Source organism: Aurantiacibacter marinus, from assembly GCF_001021555.1.
Classification (GTDB): domain Bacteria; phylum Pseudomonadota; class Alphaproteobacteria; order Sphingomonadales; family Sphingomonadaceae; genus Alteraurantiacibacter; species Alteraurantiacibacter marinus.
The window spans coordinates 424,288-440,087 of sequence record NZ_LDCP01000001.1 but is presented as its reverse complement, the minus strand read 5'-3'; the positions used below and the strand labels follow the sequence as shown (position 1 = coordinate 440,087).

The following is a 15,800-nucleotide window of genomic DNA, read 5'->3' as shown; positions in this document are numbered from 1 at the left end:
CGAATCACCTTGGTTGCCGGTATCCATCGAGCCCTGAAAGCGCGATGTGAGACCGCATGAAGGTGCCGGTGCCGCGCCCGATCTCATCACCGTCTTCGTCGACAAGGTGCGCCTCGGCAATGAAGACACGGCGCTTGCCGCTGATCCATCGGCCTTCGGCCACCACCTTTCCGCCGCGCAGCGGCTTGGTGAAATGCAGGTTAAACCCTGTCGTCAGGAGAAAGCGATCGGAAACCAGTGAATTGGCCGCATAAAAGGCGGCATCATCAAGCATCTTGAAATACATGGTGCCGTGAATCGCACCAGCGGCATGGAAATGCGCCTCCTGCGCTTCGAAAGTGATACGCGCACTGCCTGCACCGGTCACTTCGAGCGCCGAGTGAAACAGGGAATTGATCGGGGCCGAAGCATAAAGCTGCTCCAGAGCGCGGAAATGTGCAGCCTGGCCGTTGTCCGGCATAGGGCTGCTGACGGCCTCAGGCAGCGTCACGGTCCGTCACATTGGTGATGATGCCGTACAGCGCTTCCGCATCGGGAGCATCGCTGAGGGCATCATGCATCCGTTCATCACGCACCATCCGCGACAAGGCGGCCAACGCATGAAGATGGGCCGCACCGCAGTTTTCTGGCGAAAGCAGTCCGATCACCAGATCAACCGGCAGGCCGTCTGCGGCATCGAACGAAACAGGCTTTTCCAGTTTCAACATGGCAGCAATCGGGCGGCGGATACCAGGAATGCGCGCATGTGGTATTGCCACGCCGCGCCCAAAGCCGGTGCTGCCCAGCTTTTCGCGTTCGTCGAGGTTTTCCAGAACCATGTCGCGGTCAAGTTCCCAGGCGGAGCCGAAGATCTGCGCGAGACTGCCAAGAATCTCATCCTTCGACCCAGCGCTGACAATAGCAACAGATTCAGGTTTCAGCGAAAAATTCAGGTCCATCATTCTTGTCACATCACGTCTTCTTGGAAGCCTGCAGCTCTACGATAAGAGGGCTCAGACCGGTGAAAACATCGGTATTCCAATTATTAAGCTATGCCAACCTATGTCGCTGGGAGCGCTCAGGATGGTTCAACCCACCCGATCGAGCCGTCTTCGCGGCGATACACCATATTATGCCGCCCACTTCCAGCATTTTTGAAAAACAGCGCATTGGTGTGCCGCAAATCGAGCAGCATGACAGCATCAGAGACGCTGACTTCCGGAATGTCGATGCGCGTTTCGGCGATCACCGGAGGCGCATCGGCGCTTGCATCCATTTCACTATCGGGCTCTTCCCCGGCGAAAATAGTGTAGGCGGCATCTTCTTCCCGGGCGGCATGGGAGGCCTGCTCATGGTGATCTTTCAGCCGCCGCTTGTAACGACGCAACTGCTTTTCGATCTTGTCGGCCGCCTGATCAAAAGCGACGTGCGCATCTTGCGCCTGTCCGTGACTTTTCAGGATAAGACCGTGATTTACATGGAGGATAATGTCTGCCGCAAAGGCGCTTGCAGGCGCTTTTCCGAAAGTTACCGTGGATGATATTGCGCGGCTGAAATGCTTGTCAACGATGGTGCTGAGACGGTCCGAAGCATGTTCCTGCAAAGCTGCTCCGGTATCGACTTGATGGCCCGACACGCGAATATCCATGAGCGGTAACTCCTTGCTGTTTTGGTTATTGGTCGACTCTATGTGGTGAGCTTACCTCACGAGGTCCAGAGGGGCGAGTCCAAGGTTTCCAGAAAAGCTGCGTGCCGTGCCAGTTCCTCTGCGCTGGCGGCATGAGCGCGAGGTGCACGATATTCACCAGTCTTGGGCCGGAAAACCGCCGTTTCAACCGTATTTTCACCACTGTTGTCGACTGCCAGCTGCAAACCGATCTGCCGGCCGCCGGTCAATTCGACATAAACCTGCGCCAGAAGTTCCGCGTCCAGCAGTGCACCATGCAACACACGGTGCGAGCGATCGACCCCGTAACGCGAGCACAAGGCATCAAGCGAGTGCTTCGCGCCGGGATGGCGGCGCCGGGCAATGGCCAGTGTGTCGACCATCCGGTCATCTCCGATCGAAGCCAGTCCGCAAGCCGCAAGTTCACTGTTGAGGAAACCGAAGTCGAACTGCGCGTTATGCGCAACCAGAGGAGAATCGCCAAGAAAAGCGAGCAATTCCGTAACGCTGTCCCGGAACAGTGGCTTGTCGCTGAGGAATGTGGCGGAAAGCCCGTGCACACGCTCTGCCTCTGCCGGCATGTCGCGTTCGGGATTGTAATAGGCGTGAAAATTCTCGCCCGTCACGACCCGGTTGACCATTTCGATACAGCCGATTTCGACCATGCGATCGCCGGTGGCAGGATCTAGGCCGGTTGTTTCTGTATCGAAGATAATTTCGCGCATATGGCCTTATCGCCTGAAGGGGGTCAGTCGTGCAAGCCGGAGGACAGCTGCTCGACCAGCTCCTCCACCGCCTTTTGTGTTTGCTCGATCACGCCGCTGGTATCGATTACGAAATCCGCACGGGCACGCTTGGCCGCATCGGGCAACTGCAGCGCGAGTATTTGCGCGAACTTTTCTTCTGTCATGCCTTCTCGTCTGAGAACGCGCGCGCGCTGTACCTCTGGCGGCGCGGAAACAACGACGATCTTGTCTACATCCTTTTCGCCGCCCTTTTCGAACAGCAAAGGGATATCGAAGACTACCAGCGGCGAATTGGCGTGGCGATATAGAAATGTCTCGCGCGATTGGGCCACGGCAGGGTGAACAATCACTTCCAGCTTCGCGAGTTCATCCCTGTCGCCGAACACAAGAGCGCCAAGTTTGTCACGGTTGACACCTTCGGGTCCTGTCGAGCCGGGAAACGCGGCCTCGATTTGCGGCAACAACGCGCCGCCAGGGCCCTGCAGCATGCGCACTTCATGATCGGCGTCGAAAACCGGTACACCCAGCGCTTCGAACATGCCGGCAACCGTGCTTTTTCCCATGGCGATAGAGCCAGTGAGGCCGAGTATCAGCGGGCGTTTTTCAGGCGGCTTGTTCATGGTGTCAGGATCTGCCGCAATTCAGCGTCACCATCGTCGCGCGGTGGGGCCTGGCCAAAAAAACGCTCGAACGCGATGGCCGCCTGCCCGATCAACATGGTCAGGCCGTCAATAGTGCGTAGACCTGCTGCTCGGGCTGCCTGCAGCAGCGGCGTATCTACTGGATGCGTCACAATATCATACACCACGCTGCCTGGCGGGACGTGGCTGAAATCAAGAGCAAGCGGCGGCTGGCCTTCCATGCCAAGCGGACTGGCGTTGACGATCAGATCAAGGCAGCCCTCGCGGTCGTCGAAGGTAAAATCGGTTGGTTCGGCAAAATGATCCAGCGGGGCGACATGATGTTCCCCCTCGGGATCAATTTCATCCAGCAAAGCCTGCGCCTTTTCCGGATTGCGGCCTGCAAGAACCAGTGTGAAGCCATTTTCCGCCAGCCCGGCCACAACCGCGCGCGCCGCGCCGCCGGTTCCGATAATGCGCGCCATGCGGAAAAAGTGCTTCTGGGCCAGAGCATTTGCCAGCGGCTCCAGAAAGCCCCCTACATCCGTGTTGGTCCCGATCAGCGCGCCATTGTGTCGCCGCGTAACCGTGTTGACGGCACCGACGAGCTCTGCCCCGATTTCGAGGCGATCGAGGAAAGGCATCACCGCTTGTTTGTGCGGCATAGTGATATTGCAACCTCGCCAATCCGGATCATTGCGGCGGGAAGCGATGTAGCCTTCCAGTTCTTCCGGTGTGACGTGGCATTTGCGATATTCGGCATCCAGACCAAGTTTCTTGATCCAATAACCGTGAATTGCCGGCGATTTGGATTGCGCGATCGGGTCGCCGATGACTTCTGCGTAAGGTGTGGTCATGACCGAAGCTCTCCCAGATCACGAAGCGCTCCAAGCACTGGCAGCAGGGGCATGCCCAGCACAGTAAAATGATCGCCTTCGATGGCGTCGAACAATTGCACGCCCAGCGCCTCTATACGGAATACACCAACGCAGTAACTGACCTCCGGCCATTCACGGTCGAGATATCCGGCAATGAAATCATCCGAAAGATTGCGGATATGCAACCGGGCTACTGCGGTGTGGCTCCAGACCACCGCCCCATTCCTTGCAAGCGCAGCTGCCGAATGCAGTTCCATGATCTTACCCGAGAAAAAGCGCAAATGTGCCACCGCGTCGGCGTGGCTGGATGGTTTATCAAAGCGGCGGCCATCGACCACCACCAATGAATCGCTTCCGAGCACGGGCTTCACCGGCTCCGCAACTGCCAGAGCCTTGGCCTCTGCAAGCGCTAGCGCAATCTCTGCCGGAGGCGCACTTTGCATCGCCGCTTCGATCGCCCGTTCATCGAGATTTGCGGGCCGCGCCTCGAACGCAACGCCCGCATCGCGCAGCATGGCCTGGCGCGATGAGGACTTGGACGCCAAAACGATCATAGCGGGCCGGTCATATTGGTTTTGGTCCGGTTTGCGGCAAGCGATCGCGGCCTTCGCGTTCCTGGTGCAGCCGGATCACCGCGGCAGCCGTTTCTTCGATTGAGCGGCGTGTTACGTCGATCACTGGCCAGCCATTGTCGGCAAACATGCGCCGCGCAAAGCCGACTTCAGTCTTGACCCGCTCTCCATCGACATAGTCCGTCTCTGTTTTTTCGTTGAGTGACAGCAATCTGTTGCGGCGGATCTGCACGAGCCGGGCTGGGGCAGTGGTCAGGCCGACAACCATGGGGTGCTGAAGGCGGAACAGGTGATCTGGCGGCGGGCTTTCCACCACCAGCGGGATATTGGCGACCTTATAACCGCGATTGGCGAGATAGATGCTGGTCGGCGTTTTGGACGTACGAGACACGCCTGCCAGTACGATATCTGCCTCCTCCCAATTGTCCCATCCTATGCCGTCGTCATGGGCAATGGTGAACTGGATGGCATCGACGCGCGCAAAATATGCCTCGTCCATCGCGTGCTGTCTTCCTGGACGACCCTTGGCTTCCTGCCCCAGCCGCTCTTCCAACGCTTCCGTTATGGCATCAAGCGCATCAACATGCTTGAGCCCGAGCGAACGGCACCGTTCTTCCAGCCGCTCGCGAATATCTTCATTCACCAGTGTATAGAGGACAAGGCCTGGATTGGCCTTGAACTCGTTCAGGATGCGATCAAGATGCTGGCGGGAACGGACCATGGGCCAAAAATGGCGCACGACATCGCTATCCTCGAACTGTGCGAGCGCCGCCTTGGCGATCATTTCGAGAGTTTCGCCGGTCGAGTCCGACAGCAGATGAAGGTGAAGTCGCGCCATGTGGATAGATAGGCGTATAAACCACGGGAGAGAAAGGCGGACAAGTCAGGGATGAAATTCTGTCCCCGCTGACAGCTGATTCGTGAGCAGGGAAATACCCCGATGCATGTTTATTTTGCGAAGCTGTGGGTAGCGTGGAGAAGGATCGCTTGACGCGGGCAACCAACGAGTCGAAGCCCTTGCATCATCAGGTTTGAGCGGCATAACTCGGGTGATCCACCGGTGTCCCCGTAATCCACAGGCCCATAAACAACATCATTTCTATAAATATAATTATTATATTGGATTGGACTCTCTCTTAATGCCCGGACCTCTTCTCGAAAATTTGCGCGGAACACGAACGGAGCAGCGGCCAGTATGGCTGATGCGTCAGGCTGGACGTTACCTTCCGGAATATCGTGAATTGCGGAGCGAAAAGGGCGGCTTTCTGGAGCTTGTTTACGATAGCGAAGCTGCATCGGAGGTTACGCTGCAGCCCATCCGCCGGTTCGGTTTTGATGGCGCGATCCTGTTTTCCGATATCCTGATTGTTCCCCATGCCCTCGGGATGGATCTGTGGTTCGAAGCTGGCGAAGGCCCGCGACTTGCACCGCCACTGATCGACGGTGCCTGGCAAAAGCTGGAAAAAGCGTTTCACCATTTCGATCCGGTTTACCGTACGGTTGAACTGACCAAAGCCCAGCTTTCGAACGATGTGACAATGCTGGGCTTCATCGGTTCTCCGTGGACGGTGGCGACCTACATGGTTGCAGGGCAGGGGTCGAAGGATCAAGGGGCAGCACGGGCCCTGGCGTGGCGCGATCCAGAAGCATTCCAGTCGCTGGTCGATGCGATCGAGGCCGCGAGCCTCGAATATCTTATCGGCCAGATTGATGCAGGCGCGGAAGCGGTGCAATTGTTCGACAGCTGGGCAGGTTCACTCAGTCCATCTCAGTTTGAACGCTGGGTCATTGCTCCCAATGCCCGGATTGCTGCGGCCATTCATGAAGCACGGCCGGGCATACCTGTGATTGGCTTTCCGAAGGGCGCTGAATCAAAGCTGCCTGCTTATGCCAGGGAGACCGGCGTGGATGCCGTTGGCATTGATGAGACGACGGATCCGGTATGGATAGCCTCTCAGCTGCCTTCTGGCATGCCTGTGCAGGGCAATCTTGATCCGATGCTCCTACTGGCAGGCGGGAAGGAGCTTGATGCACAGGTTGGGCAGATTTGTGATGCTTTCGCTGATCGGCCGCATGTTTTCAATCTGGGTCATGGTATCGACAAGAATACGCCGATTGCCCACGTCGAACACCTGTTGAAGGTCTTGCGCGGTTGATGCGCAATTCTTCGGGGGTGACGCGGTCATGCTGCTGCCCTAAACACCGGCGATGCAGGAATTTCTCCAAATGATCTATTTCTGGCTCAAAGCTGGCCATATCATCTTCGTGATCTTCTGGATGGCGGGGTTGTTCATGCTGCCGCGCCTGTTTGTTTATCATCAGGAAGCTCCCGAAGGCTCGGAAGAAGCAGAAAAATTCGTCGATCGCGAAAAGAAGCTGCTCAAGATCATCCTGCTGCCATCGATTATTGTCGTGTGGGCACTCGGGCTGGCGCTGTTAGGCACGGGAATGGTTCCGCTAGGCGGCTGGTTCCATCTCAAACTGCTGATTGTACTGATCCTTTCAGGCTATCACGGCTATCTTTCCGTTTACGCCAAGAAACTGGCACGCGGAGAACGGCCAATGACAGGCAAGCAGCTGCGTCTGTTCAATGAAGTGCCTGGAATTGCCGTGGCAATCATCGTTATACTGGTGGTCGTAAAGCCCTTCTGACGCCGACCCGGCTGATCCTGGTTTGCAAAAACTTTAGGCGCGCACCATATTTCCAGAATTGACCGCAACAGGCATTGCCCATATTGCGGCTCACACACCCGGCATAAGGTCGCGATCAATAGCGACGGGTCTGCTTTCTCCAAGCCCAAATGGCCCGCCGGCATCCCAGTTAAAACGGAATACAAACACAATGCATTTGAAAGAATTGAAAGAGCGGACTCCGGCAGAGCTGGTCTCGATGGCTGAAGAGCTGGGCGTCGAAGGCGCCTCGACCATGCGCCGACAGGATCTGATGTTCGCAATCCTGAAAGAGGTTGCGGACGATGGCGAGGAAATCCTCGGCATCGGTACGATCGAAGTGCTGCAGGACGGCTTTGGCTTCCTCCGTAGTCCGGAAGCGAACTATCTCGCCGGGCCGGACGATATTTACGTCTCACCCAATCAGGTCCGCAAGATGGGCCTGCGGACAGGCGATACCGTGGAAGGTGAAATCCGCGCACCCAAGGACGGCGAGCGTTACTTTGCGCTGACCAAGCTGCTCAAGGTCAATTACGACGATCCCGATGCCGTTCGCCACCGTACCAATTTTGACAATCTGACGCCGCTTTACCCGGACGAACGACTGAATCTCGACACCAAGGACCCGACTGTCCTCGACAAGTCGGCGCGTGTAATCGATCTGATCAGCCCGCAGGGCAAGGGCCAGCGCGCGCTCATCGTGGCGCCGCCGCGCACGGGTAAGACAGTGCTGCTGCAGAATATGGCCAAGGCCATCACGGACAATCACCCTGAAGTGATTCTGTTGGTGCTTCTGGTCGACGAACGGCCGGAAGAAGTCACCGACATGCAGCGGAGCGTGAAAGGGGAGGTGATATCCTCAACCTTCGATGAACCTGCGACACGCCACGTTCAAGTCGCTGAAATGGTGATTGAAAAGGCGAAACGCCTGGTCGAACACAAGCGCGATGTCGTGATTTTGCTCGATTCTATCACTCGCCTTGGCCGCGCTTACAACACCGTTGTCCCAAGCTCTGGTAAGGTGCTGACCGGCGGTGTCGATGCGAACGCACTGCAACGCCCGAAGCGTTTCTTCGGTGCCGCACGTAACATCGAAGAGGGCGGATCGCTGTCCATCATCGCAACCGCGCTAATCGATACAGGCAGCCGTATGGATGAAGTCATCTTCGAAGAGTTCAAAGGCACCGGTAACAGCGAGATCGTTCTGGACCGCAAGGTCGCGGACAAGCGGATCTTCCCGGCCCTGGATGTCGGCAAATCCGGCACCCGCAAGGAAGAGCTGCTGGTCGACAAGGAACAGCTCAGCAAGATGTGGGTCCTGCGCCGCATCCTGATGCAAATGGGCACTATCGATTCAATGGAATTCCTGCTCGACAAGATGAAGGATTCCAAGACGAACGAAGATTTCTTTGCAACGATGAACCAGTAACGAGAAATGCCATCCGCGAGGCTGCTGGCCTTTGCGGATGGCCTTTTCGACAGCAAATCTTCGCATTAAGCATCTGATTAACATAGATTGATTTTGAAACTAAGATTGCAGCGTACCTCTTGCGCGCATCAGGAATCGCGATATGAGGCTGGTCGATTCTTCACAAATGAACGGCAAGTTGAGAGGCGCCGACCATGCATCAGGTACTCTACATCAGCACCGCGCCCAATCTGTCAGACGATGCTGTCAAATCCATCTTGAAACAGTCGCAGCGCAACAATCCGCAGCATGAAATCACCGGGTTCCTGTTGTATAACGGGCGTAATTTCATGCAATTGCTTGAAGGCGAAGACGCACATCTTACCGCTTTGTTACGCAAGCTTTCAGTCGACGTACGCCATACCGGCATCGTAAGGCTAGCGCATGAAAACGTCCGCGGCCGTATTTGCCCTGACTGGTCAATGGAGCATTTGCGGCTCGCTGAATCTCCAAAAGAGCGTCAGGTGCGCTTGTCCCAGCGTCTTCCAGCAAGCCTGAGCCACGATTTGCACCGAATGGTGATGAACTTCGCGTCGCTTAACTAGGCAAGATTCTCTGCAAAGAATTCGGCAGTCCGGCTGTCTGCCAGATTGGCCGCATCTTCGCTCCGCCGTTTGCCGAATTCGGTTGCAAATCCGTGGTCCAGGCCAGCGTAGTCATGCAGCGTTACCTTCGGGTCAGGATCAAGCGCATCATGCATGGCCTTCTGAACTTCCGGGCCAACAAATCCGTCCTTAGTGGGGATATGGAGCATCAGGGGGTGCGCGATCGCGTCCTTCTCGCGTAGCAGGCTGTCCAACCCCACGGCGTAATAGCCAACGCTGGCATCTATGTCGGTCCGGGCGGCAGTCATGTAGGCGAGCCTTCCGCCCAAACAGTAGCCAACAGCGCCAACCTTGCCCGTTTGCGTAAGATCGCGGGCATATTTGATGGTCGCCTCAATGTCGCGAATACCGGCATCCTGATTGAATTTCCCCATGAGATCGAGCGCCTTCTGAAATTCAGGTTCGATATCGGGATCAAGTTCAACACCCTCATGCATTCGCCAAAACAAATCTGGTGCGATCGCGAGATAGCCAGCTTCAGCCAGTCTATCGCATTTGCGCCGGATCCCGGCGTTCACTCCGAAGATTTCCTGAATCACGATGATAGCCGACTTCGGTTGCCCAACTGGCCGCGCGATATAAGCATTGAAGGCGCCATCGCCGGAAAGGGTGGTAATGCGGACTGTCTCGGTCATATAGGTCTCTCAGGCAGATGTGATACTGTGTGGTTTACCTACGCAGCAAAGCAGAAAAGGTGTCCGCAAGATGAAGGTTCATATCGAAATCGACTGCACTCCTGACGAGGCGCGCCAATTCATGGGTCTGCCGGATGTAGAACAGGCTAACGCCATCTATGTCGATGCAATCGCCAAGGCGATGAAAGGTGTTTCCAGCGCCGATCAGCTTGAACAATATGCGGCCCAGCTTGCTCCAATGGGGCAGATGGGCATGAAGATGTTCCAGAATTTCATGGAAAGTGCGAACAAGGGCGTGTCCGGCTCCCGGCCAACGCGAAACAAGTCCTCGGACGACTAAAGCACTGATTATGGAAACGATTTTCGCACTTTCCAGCGGTATGCCGCCTGCGGGAATCGGTGTTATCAGGATTACCGGGCCGCAAGTTCGTGCAGCCTTACTGGCAGTGACGGGCCGGGTTCCGGAGACGCGAAGAGCGACGCGGGCGATCTTCAGAAATAATGCTGGCGACCGGCTTGATGATGGTTTGACCCTGTTTTTTGCTGGGCCGAACTCGGTAACGGGCGAGGATTTGGCAGAGTTTCATTGCCATGGTGGTCGCGCTGTTATTGCCGCTGTAGAACAGGCGCTTGGCGCTGTCCCGGAGTGCCGCCGCGCGGAGCCCGGGGAATTTACCCGCCGGGCTTTTGCAAACGGCCGAATCGACCTTGCCGAGGCGGAGGGGTTGGCTGATCTTCTATCCGCGGAGACCGAGATTCAGCGGCGCAGTGCGGTTCAGATGGCAAGTGGTGCCCTGTCACGTCAAGTTGAGGCCTGGCGAGAGCAATTGCTGATCTTTTCCGCCCAAGTTGAGGCCGTCCTTGATTTCGATGATGAGGATGATGTTTCTTCACTGCCGGAGAGTTTCTCCGCCGGAGTGAACACATTATTGGAGGAGGTCACTTCGGCCCTTGAGGCCCCCCATGCCGAAGTGCTGCGCGAAGGGTACCGTGTTGCGCTCGCCGGCCCTCCCAATGCAGGCAAATCGACCTTGTTCAACGCTCTTACAGATAGTGAGGCCGCCATTACGGCGGAGTTGGCCGGGACTACGCGTGATGTGCTTACGCAATCCGTTGCGCTTGGGGGTATCCCTTTTACCTTAGTTGATATGGCGGGCCTGCGCACGCCCGGTGTCGATCAGATTGAGGCAATCGGAATTGCGCGAGCAGGGGATGAAATCGCTCGCGCTGACCTTGTATTGTGGCTTGGTGCCTCGGGTGAAGGCCCTGCAGATTGTTGGGAAATCGATGCCCAGTGTGATCGTGAGGATCGGCCTGCAAAGCCGCTTTCGCAGCACAGTGTTTCCGCTCTGACGGGAGAAGGGCTGGCAGAGCTCCGCCAAGCTCTTATCGACCATGCCCGCCACGCGATGCCGATGCCGGGTGTTGCCGCACTTAATGCGCGGCAGAGAGATCGGCTGGCTGAAGCCGTCTCGGGGCTGGCAGGTGCCGCACATGAAGGCGATCCACTTCTCGTTGCAGAGAGGCTGCGCCAGGCCCGGCTTGCATTTGATGCCCTTACCGGGCGTGCCTCGACCGAGGACGTTCTGGACGCGCTGTTTGGCCGGTTCTGCATCGGTAAGTAAAATGTTTCACGTGGAACATGCACCAATCGCCGTTACGGCTTTGACCGGGGCGCATTAGAGCAGTATCGGGCGGACCATGGCGCAATTCGATGTCATTGTTGTGGGAGGAGGGCACGCGGGTTGTGAAGGTGCAGCTGTTGCCGCCCGCATGGGAGCGCGCACAGCGCTCATAACTTTTGATACAGCCAAACTGGGCGCGATGAGCTGCAATCCAGCAATCGGCGGCTTGGGCAAGGGCCATTTGGTTCGTGAAGTGGATGCCTTTGATGGCTTGCTCGGTCGTGCTGCCGATGCCGCGGCCATCCACTACAGGATGCTCAACAGATCCAAGGGCAGCGCTGTCCATGGACCGCGTGTCCAGGCAGACAGAAATTTGTTTCGCTCGAGCGTGCAGGCGATGCTTTCCCACCTTTCATGTCTTACCGTGATAGAAGGCGAGGCTTCTGAACTGATCTTCTCTGGCGACCGTGTGACTGGCGTGCGTCTGGGTGACGGGGGTGAAGTTCACGGCAAGTCAGTGGTACTGTGCACCGGCACATTCCTTGGTGGGACGCTATTCCGCGGTGAGGAGCGCTTCGAGGGTGGGAGGATCGGAGAAGATTCAGCCAAGCTGTTGGCGGAGCAATTACGCCATGCCGATCTGCCACTGGCACGTCTGAAAACCGGAACACCGCCCAGGCTCGATGGGCGTACGATTGATTGGGCGGCCCTGGCTGAACAGCCATCAGATGACGATCCGTGGACAATGTCACCGCTGACCAAAGGGCGTGCGAACCCGCAGATATTCTGTGCGATCACGCGCACCAATCCGGCTTCTCACGCTATCATTGCTGATAATCTTGATCGCTCCCCATTGTTCAGCGGGGCAATTGGTGCGGCAGGACCGCGTTATTGCCCTTCGATTGAGGACAAAATCCATCGCTTTGCGGACCGTGATGGGCACCAGGTATTCCTGGAGCCAGAGGGCCTCGACACACATCTGGTCTATCCCAACGGCATCAGCACATCATTACCGGTGGATGTCCAACTTGCGATGCTGCGCACGATGGACGGGCTAGAGCATGTTGTGATGGAGGTGCCGGGCTATGCGGTCGAGTATGACCATATAGATCCGCGTGCGCTCTCTGCCGATTTGCAGCTTAAGGCAATGCCGGGCCTTTATTGTGCAGGCCAAATCAATGGCACAACGGGATATGAAGAAGCCGCTGCGCAGGGACTGATTGCCGGCATGAATGCTGCATGCGTCGCGCTGGACCGAGCGCCTCCGGCTCTAGACCGGGCGAATTCCTATATGGCCGTTATGGTCGATGATCTCACCCTTCACGGTGTGAGTGAACCCTACAGGATGCTGACGGCAAGGGCAGAATACCGTTTGCGCCTGCGCGCAAACAACGCTTCTACCCGCCTGACACCGATTGCCATCGAAGTGGGCTGCGTTGCCCCTGACCGCGCGCAATGGTTTGGTCAGCGCATTGACGAGGGCTCCACGTGGAACGCCGCGCTCGAAAGGCAGGTTGCTGCGACCGAACTGCATGATGGCGGGCTGCAGGTAAGGCGCGATGGTGGCCGCAAGAGCTTGCGTGAGTGGTTGACGCTACCCGATGTAAATCTTGGCTCGCTAAAACCCTGGTTACCGCTTGAGTGTGATCCCGGAAGTGAGATGGCTGACGAATTGACTGAAGATGCGACCTATGCGCCCTATCTCGCTCGTCAGGATGCCGAATTGCGAGATCTGCGTAGCGGAGAAGGGCTAACACTCGGCGAAAGCTTTCCCTACGCTGAGGTGCCGGGGCTATCCAATGAGATGGTGGAGCGCCTGAGCGCGGCGCGCCCAAGCAATTTGGCTGCGGCTGGCCGCGTGCGGGGGATTACTCCAACTGCACTTGCGGCATTGCTGGTCCATGCGAAACGCCGTAATCGCGCAGCATGATTGAAACCGAAGAACAAGCCAGAGCCTTTTGCGCCGAACGCTGTGATCCACCTGCGATGGAGCGACTGGATCGCTTTATCACCCTCCTCGCAGAAGAGAATGAGCGGCAAAATCTCGTTTCTTCGGGAAGCTTGCAATCGGTCTGGCAGCGGCACCTTGCTGACAGCCTTCAGCTTCTTGACCATGTTCCACGTGAAACATCGCCTTGGCTTGATCTGGGTTCAGGGGCAGGGCTTCCCGGGCTGGTGTTGGCCATCGCACGGCCTGACGTACACATTGATCTCGTCGAATCACGGCGCAAGCGAGTGGAATGGCTTAGTCACATCAAGGCCGAATTAAATTTGAACAATTGCATGGTTCACGGCGGTCGGCTCGAACTTGTGGAAACGATGGAAACAGCTGTTATCACAGCGCGTGCTTTCGCACCGCTCGCTAAATTGCTGCAGTTATCCGCGCGGTTTTCCACACGCTCTACCGTTTGGCTGTTGCCGAAAGGGCGTTCGGGGGCGCAAGAATTGGCAGAGCAGCCCGAACGGATTCGCGCGATGTTCCACGTGGAACAATCTATTACGGATTCCGAGGCGGGTATACTTGTCGGCACAGGGAGGCCAGCACTGAAATGATCGTTATCGCGATAGCCAATCAGAAGGGCGGGGTGGGCAAAACCACCACTGCCATCAACACCGCAACGGCCATGGCAGCGAGCGGTTGGCGTACATTGTTGGTGGATCTCGACCCGCAGGGTAATGCTTCCACCGGCATAGGCGTTGCCGCAGCGAATCGCGATTTTTCAAGCTACGATGTGCTGGTTGATCAGGTTGCGCTTGATCATTGCATTATGCGCTCCACAATCCCTGGGCTAGATCTTTTGCCTGCCACGGTGGATTTGAGCGGGGCCGAGGTGGAATTGGTCGGCGTTGAAAATCGCTCGCACCGGTTGCGCGATGCCTTCGCCGATCACAAGGGGCATGATGTCTGCTTTATCGATTGTCCGCCTTCTCTGGGCTTGCTGACGCTCAATGCGCTTTGCGCCGCTGACACCTTGCTTGTGCCGCTGCAATGCGAATTTTTTGCGTTGGAGGGCCTCAGCCAGCTTTTGCAGACAGTTGAGCAGGTGCAACAGCGCTTCAACCCCGATCTGGGTATTGTCGGGGTTGCCCTGACCATGTTCGATCGCCGTAACCGCTTGACGGACCAGGTAGCCGATGATGTGCGTGAATGTTTGGGAGACCTTGTGTTTGATGCCGTGATTCCGCGCAATGTGCGCCTATCCGAAGCACCCAGCCATGGTCTTCCCGCGCTGGTTTACGATCACTCCTGCACTGGCAGCAAAGCCTATATGGCGCTCGCAAGAGAGCTGATCGGCAGGCTGCCGGCACAGCAGGTGGCGGCATGAGCGAGAAGAGCTCCGCCAAGCCGGAAAGCGCGCCAACGCCGCCGATTGCGTCGAATCGACGTAAATTGGGCAAGGGTCTGGGAGCTTTGATGGGTGAGGCACGGCGTGAAGAACCGCTGGTCGCCCGGCGCCCTCTTTCAAGCTCTGGTGGCGCCAAAGGGCAAGATACTGTCCGAACCGATGGTCTTGCGATGCTAGCCATTTCAGACATCGAACCGCATCCCGATCAGCCGCGCCAACATTTCGACGAAGAAGCGCTTGCGGAACTGGCGGCTTCGATTGCGAGCAGGGGTGTGATCCAGCCCGTTATCGTCCGCCCTCAGGCGCGCGGAAAGTATCAGTTGGTGGCGGGAGAGCGCCGCTGGCGCGCCTCGCAGAAGGCGCAATTGCATGAAATTCCAGCGGTAATTCGTGATCTTGAAGATCGTGATGTTATGGCGCTGGCGCTCATCGAGAATATCCAGCGCGAAGATCTCAGCCCAGTTGAAGAAGCGCGGGCCTATCAACGTCTGTCCGAGTTCGAGGATATGACCCAGGCTGAGATTGCAACGCTGGTTGAAAAGTCACGAAGCCATGTCGCGAACCTGCAGCGTATCCTGTCGCTTCCGACCCGTGTGCTCGATCATCTGGAGGCGGGCCGCCTTAGCATGGGCCATGGGCGCGCGCTCATCGGGCTGGATGATGCCGAGCAACTGGCCGAGCAGATCCTTGCCAAGAATCTGTCGGTGCGTGAAACCGAAAAACTGGCCCGCAAGAGTCGCAATGGTGGCGAAACACCTGCACGCCGAACCGCACGTCCTCCACGTGACCCTGCCCAGGATGCCGATATTGCAGCAGTAGAGAATCATCTGGAGGAGTTTCTCGGCCTGCCCGTGAAAATCGCTACAGACGAAGATCCGCGGTCAGGTGCGGTCACTGTGCGTTTCCGCACTCTCGATCAATTAGACCTTATTTGTCAGCGCCTTACAGGCGGCGGTATCTGATTTGCGCGAATGAGTTGCACTGCGCAA

General features: G+C 57.1%; 19 protein-coding genes. 10 read left to right on the top strand and 9 right to left on the bottom strand.

The features are described from left to right. Positions 1-4: 4 nt before the first annotated feature. The 8 genes from AB731_RS02165 to AB731_RS02130 form a co-directional block, all read right to left on the bottom strand. The gene (locus AB731_RS02165) at positions 5-460 is read right to left on the bottom strand and encodes a PaaI family thioesterase (RefSeq protein ID WP_047093147.1); all 456 of its coding nucleotides are present in this window, start codon (positions 458-460) and stop codon (positions 5-7) included. A 16-nt stretch (positions 461-476) separates the two neighbouring features. Continuing rightward, complete coding sequence (locus tag AB731_RS02160) at positions 477-938, bottom strand: PTS sugar transporter subunit IIA (protein WP_047093148.1); 462 nt, start codon at positions 936-938, stop codon at positions 477-479. Between the two features lie 119 nt (positions 939-1,057). After that, positions 1,058-1,627, bottom strand: coding sequence for a ribosome hibernation-promoting factor, HPF/YfiA family (gene hpf / locus AB731_RS02155; protein ID WP_047092600.1), 570 nt, complete (start codon positions 1,625-1,627; stop codon positions 1,058-1,060). 56 nt (positions 1,628-1,683) lie between these two features. Beyond that, entirely contained in the window at positions 1,684-2,370 is a 687-nt protein-coding gene (gene dnaQ, locus AB731_RS02150) for a DNA polymerase III subunit epsilon (RefSeq protein ID WP_047092601.1), read from the bottom strand. A gap of 23 nt (positions 2,371-2,393) precedes the next feature. Then, complete coding sequence (gene coaE, locus AB731_RS02145; protein WP_047092602.1) at positions 2,394-3,011, bottom strand: dephospho-CoA kinase; 618 nt, start codon at positions 3,009-3,011, stop codon at positions 2,394-2,396. Further along, positions 3,008-3,868, bottom strand: coding sequence for a shikimate dehydrogenase (gene aroE / locus AB731_RS02140; protein WP_047092603.1), 861 nt, complete (start codon positions 3,866-3,868; stop codon positions 3,008-3,010). The genes coaE and aroE overlap by 4 nt, the downstream gene beginning before the upstream one ends. Continuing rightward, positions 3,865-4,443: a Maf family protein gene (locus tag AB731_RS02135; protein WP_047092604.1), complete on the bottom strand. Its 579-nt coding sequence runs from the start codon at positions 4,441-4,443 to the stop codon at positions 3,865-3,867. The genes aroE and AB731_RS02135 overlap by 4 nt, the downstream gene beginning before the upstream one ends. A 10-nt stretch (positions 4,444-4,453) precedes the next feature. Then, a complete protein-coding gene (locus AB731_RS02130) occupies positions 4,454-5,299 on the bottom strand; it encodes a pyruvate, water dikinase regulatory protein (RefSeq protein ID WP_047092605.1) in 846 nt (281 codons plus the stop codon). Positions 5,300-5,600: 301 nt separating this feature from the next. On the opposite strand from AB731_RS02130, the gene hemE reads away from it, so the two are divergent. The 4 genes from hemE (at position 5,601) to AB731_RS02110 (ending at position 9,144) form a co-directional block, all read left to right on the top strand. Next, entirely contained in the window at positions 5,601-6,617 is a 1,017-nt protein-coding gene (gene hemE, locus AB731_RS02125; RefSeq protein ID WP_047092606.1) for a uroporphyrinogen decarboxylase, read from the top strand. 52 nt (positions 6,618-6,669) lie between these two features. Beyond that, the gene (gene hemJ, locus AB731_RS02120; protein ID WP_047092607.1) at positions 6,670-7,113 is read left to right on the top strand and encodes a protoporphyrinogen oxidase HemJ; all 444 of its coding nucleotides are present in this window, start codon (positions 6,670-6,672) and stop codon (positions 7,111-7,113) included. 190 nt (positions 7,114-7,303) lie between these two features. After that, a complete protein-coding gene (gene rho / locus AB731_RS02115) occupies positions 7,304-8,560 on the top strand; it encodes a transcription termination factor Rho (protein WP_047092608.1) in 1,257 nt (418 codons plus the stop codon). A gap of 194 nt (positions 8,561-8,754) precedes the next feature. Then, positions 8,755-9,144, top strand: coding sequence for a BLUF domain-containing protein (locus AB731_RS02110; protein ID WP_052768900.1), 390 nt, complete (start codon positions 8,755-8,757; stop codon positions 9,142-9,144). Here AB731_RS02110 and AB731_RS02105 read toward each other — a convergent pair. Next, entirely contained in the window at positions 9,141-9,839 is a 699-nt protein-coding gene (locus AB731_RS02105; protein WP_047092609.1) for a dienelactone hydrolase family protein, read from the bottom strand. The two genes, AB731_RS02110 and AB731_RS02105, sit on opposite strands and share 4 nt — an antisense overlap. Positions 9,840-9,909: 70 nt before the next feature. Between AB731_RS02105 and AB731_RS02100 the strand changes: the two genes are divergently transcribed. The 6 genes from AB731_RS02100 (at position 9,910) to AB731_RS02075 (ending at position 15,773) form a co-directional block, all read left to right on the top strand. Next, positions 9,910-10,179: a DUF6489 family protein gene (locus AB731_RS02100; RefSeq protein WP_047092610.1), complete on the top strand. Its 270-nt coding sequence runs from the start codon at positions 9,910-9,912 to the stop codon at positions 10,177-10,179. Between the two features lie 7 nt (positions 10,180-10,186). Continuing rightward, the gene (gene mnmE / locus AB731_RS02095) at positions 10,187-11,464 is read left to right on the top strand and encodes a tRNA uridine-5-carboxymethylaminomethyl(34) synthesis GTPase MnmE (protein WP_047093150.1); all 1,278 of its coding nucleotides are present in this window, start codon (positions 10,187-10,189) and stop codon (positions 11,462-11,464) included. Between the two features lie 76 nt (positions 11,465-11,540). Next, positions 11,541-13,394 (top strand): tRNA uridine-5-carboxymethylaminomethyl(34) synthesis enzyme MnmG, encoded by a 1,854-nt coding sequence (mnmG, locus tag AB731_RS02090; protein ID WP_047092611.1) that lies wholly within the window; start codon positions 11,541-11,543, stop codon positions 13,392-13,394. Beyond that, positions 13,391-14,017 carry a 16S rRNA (guanine(527)-N(7))-methyltransferase RsmG gene (gene rsmG, locus AB731_RS02085; protein WP_047092612.1) on the top strand — a complete coding sequence of 209 codons (627 nt, stop codon included), beginning with the start codon at positions 13,391-13,393 and terminating at the stop codon, positions 14,015-14,017. Before mnmG ends, rsmG begins: the two co-directional genes overlap by 4 nt. Continuing rightward, entirely contained in the window at positions 14,014-14,790 is a 777-nt protein-coding gene (locus AB731_RS02080) for a ParA family protein (protein ID WP_047092613.1), read from the top strand. Before rsmG ends, AB731_RS02080 begins: the two co-directional genes overlap by 4 nt. Next, the gene (locus AB731_RS02075; protein WP_047092614.1) at positions 14,787-15,773 is read left to right on the top strand and encodes a ParB/RepB/Spo0J family partition protein; all 987 of its coding nucleotides are present in this window, start codon (positions 14,787-14,789) and stop codon (positions 15,771-15,773) included. Before AB731_RS02080 ends, AB731_RS02075 begins: the two co-directional genes overlap by 4 nt. Positions 15,774-15,800 lie beyond the last annotated feature (27 nt).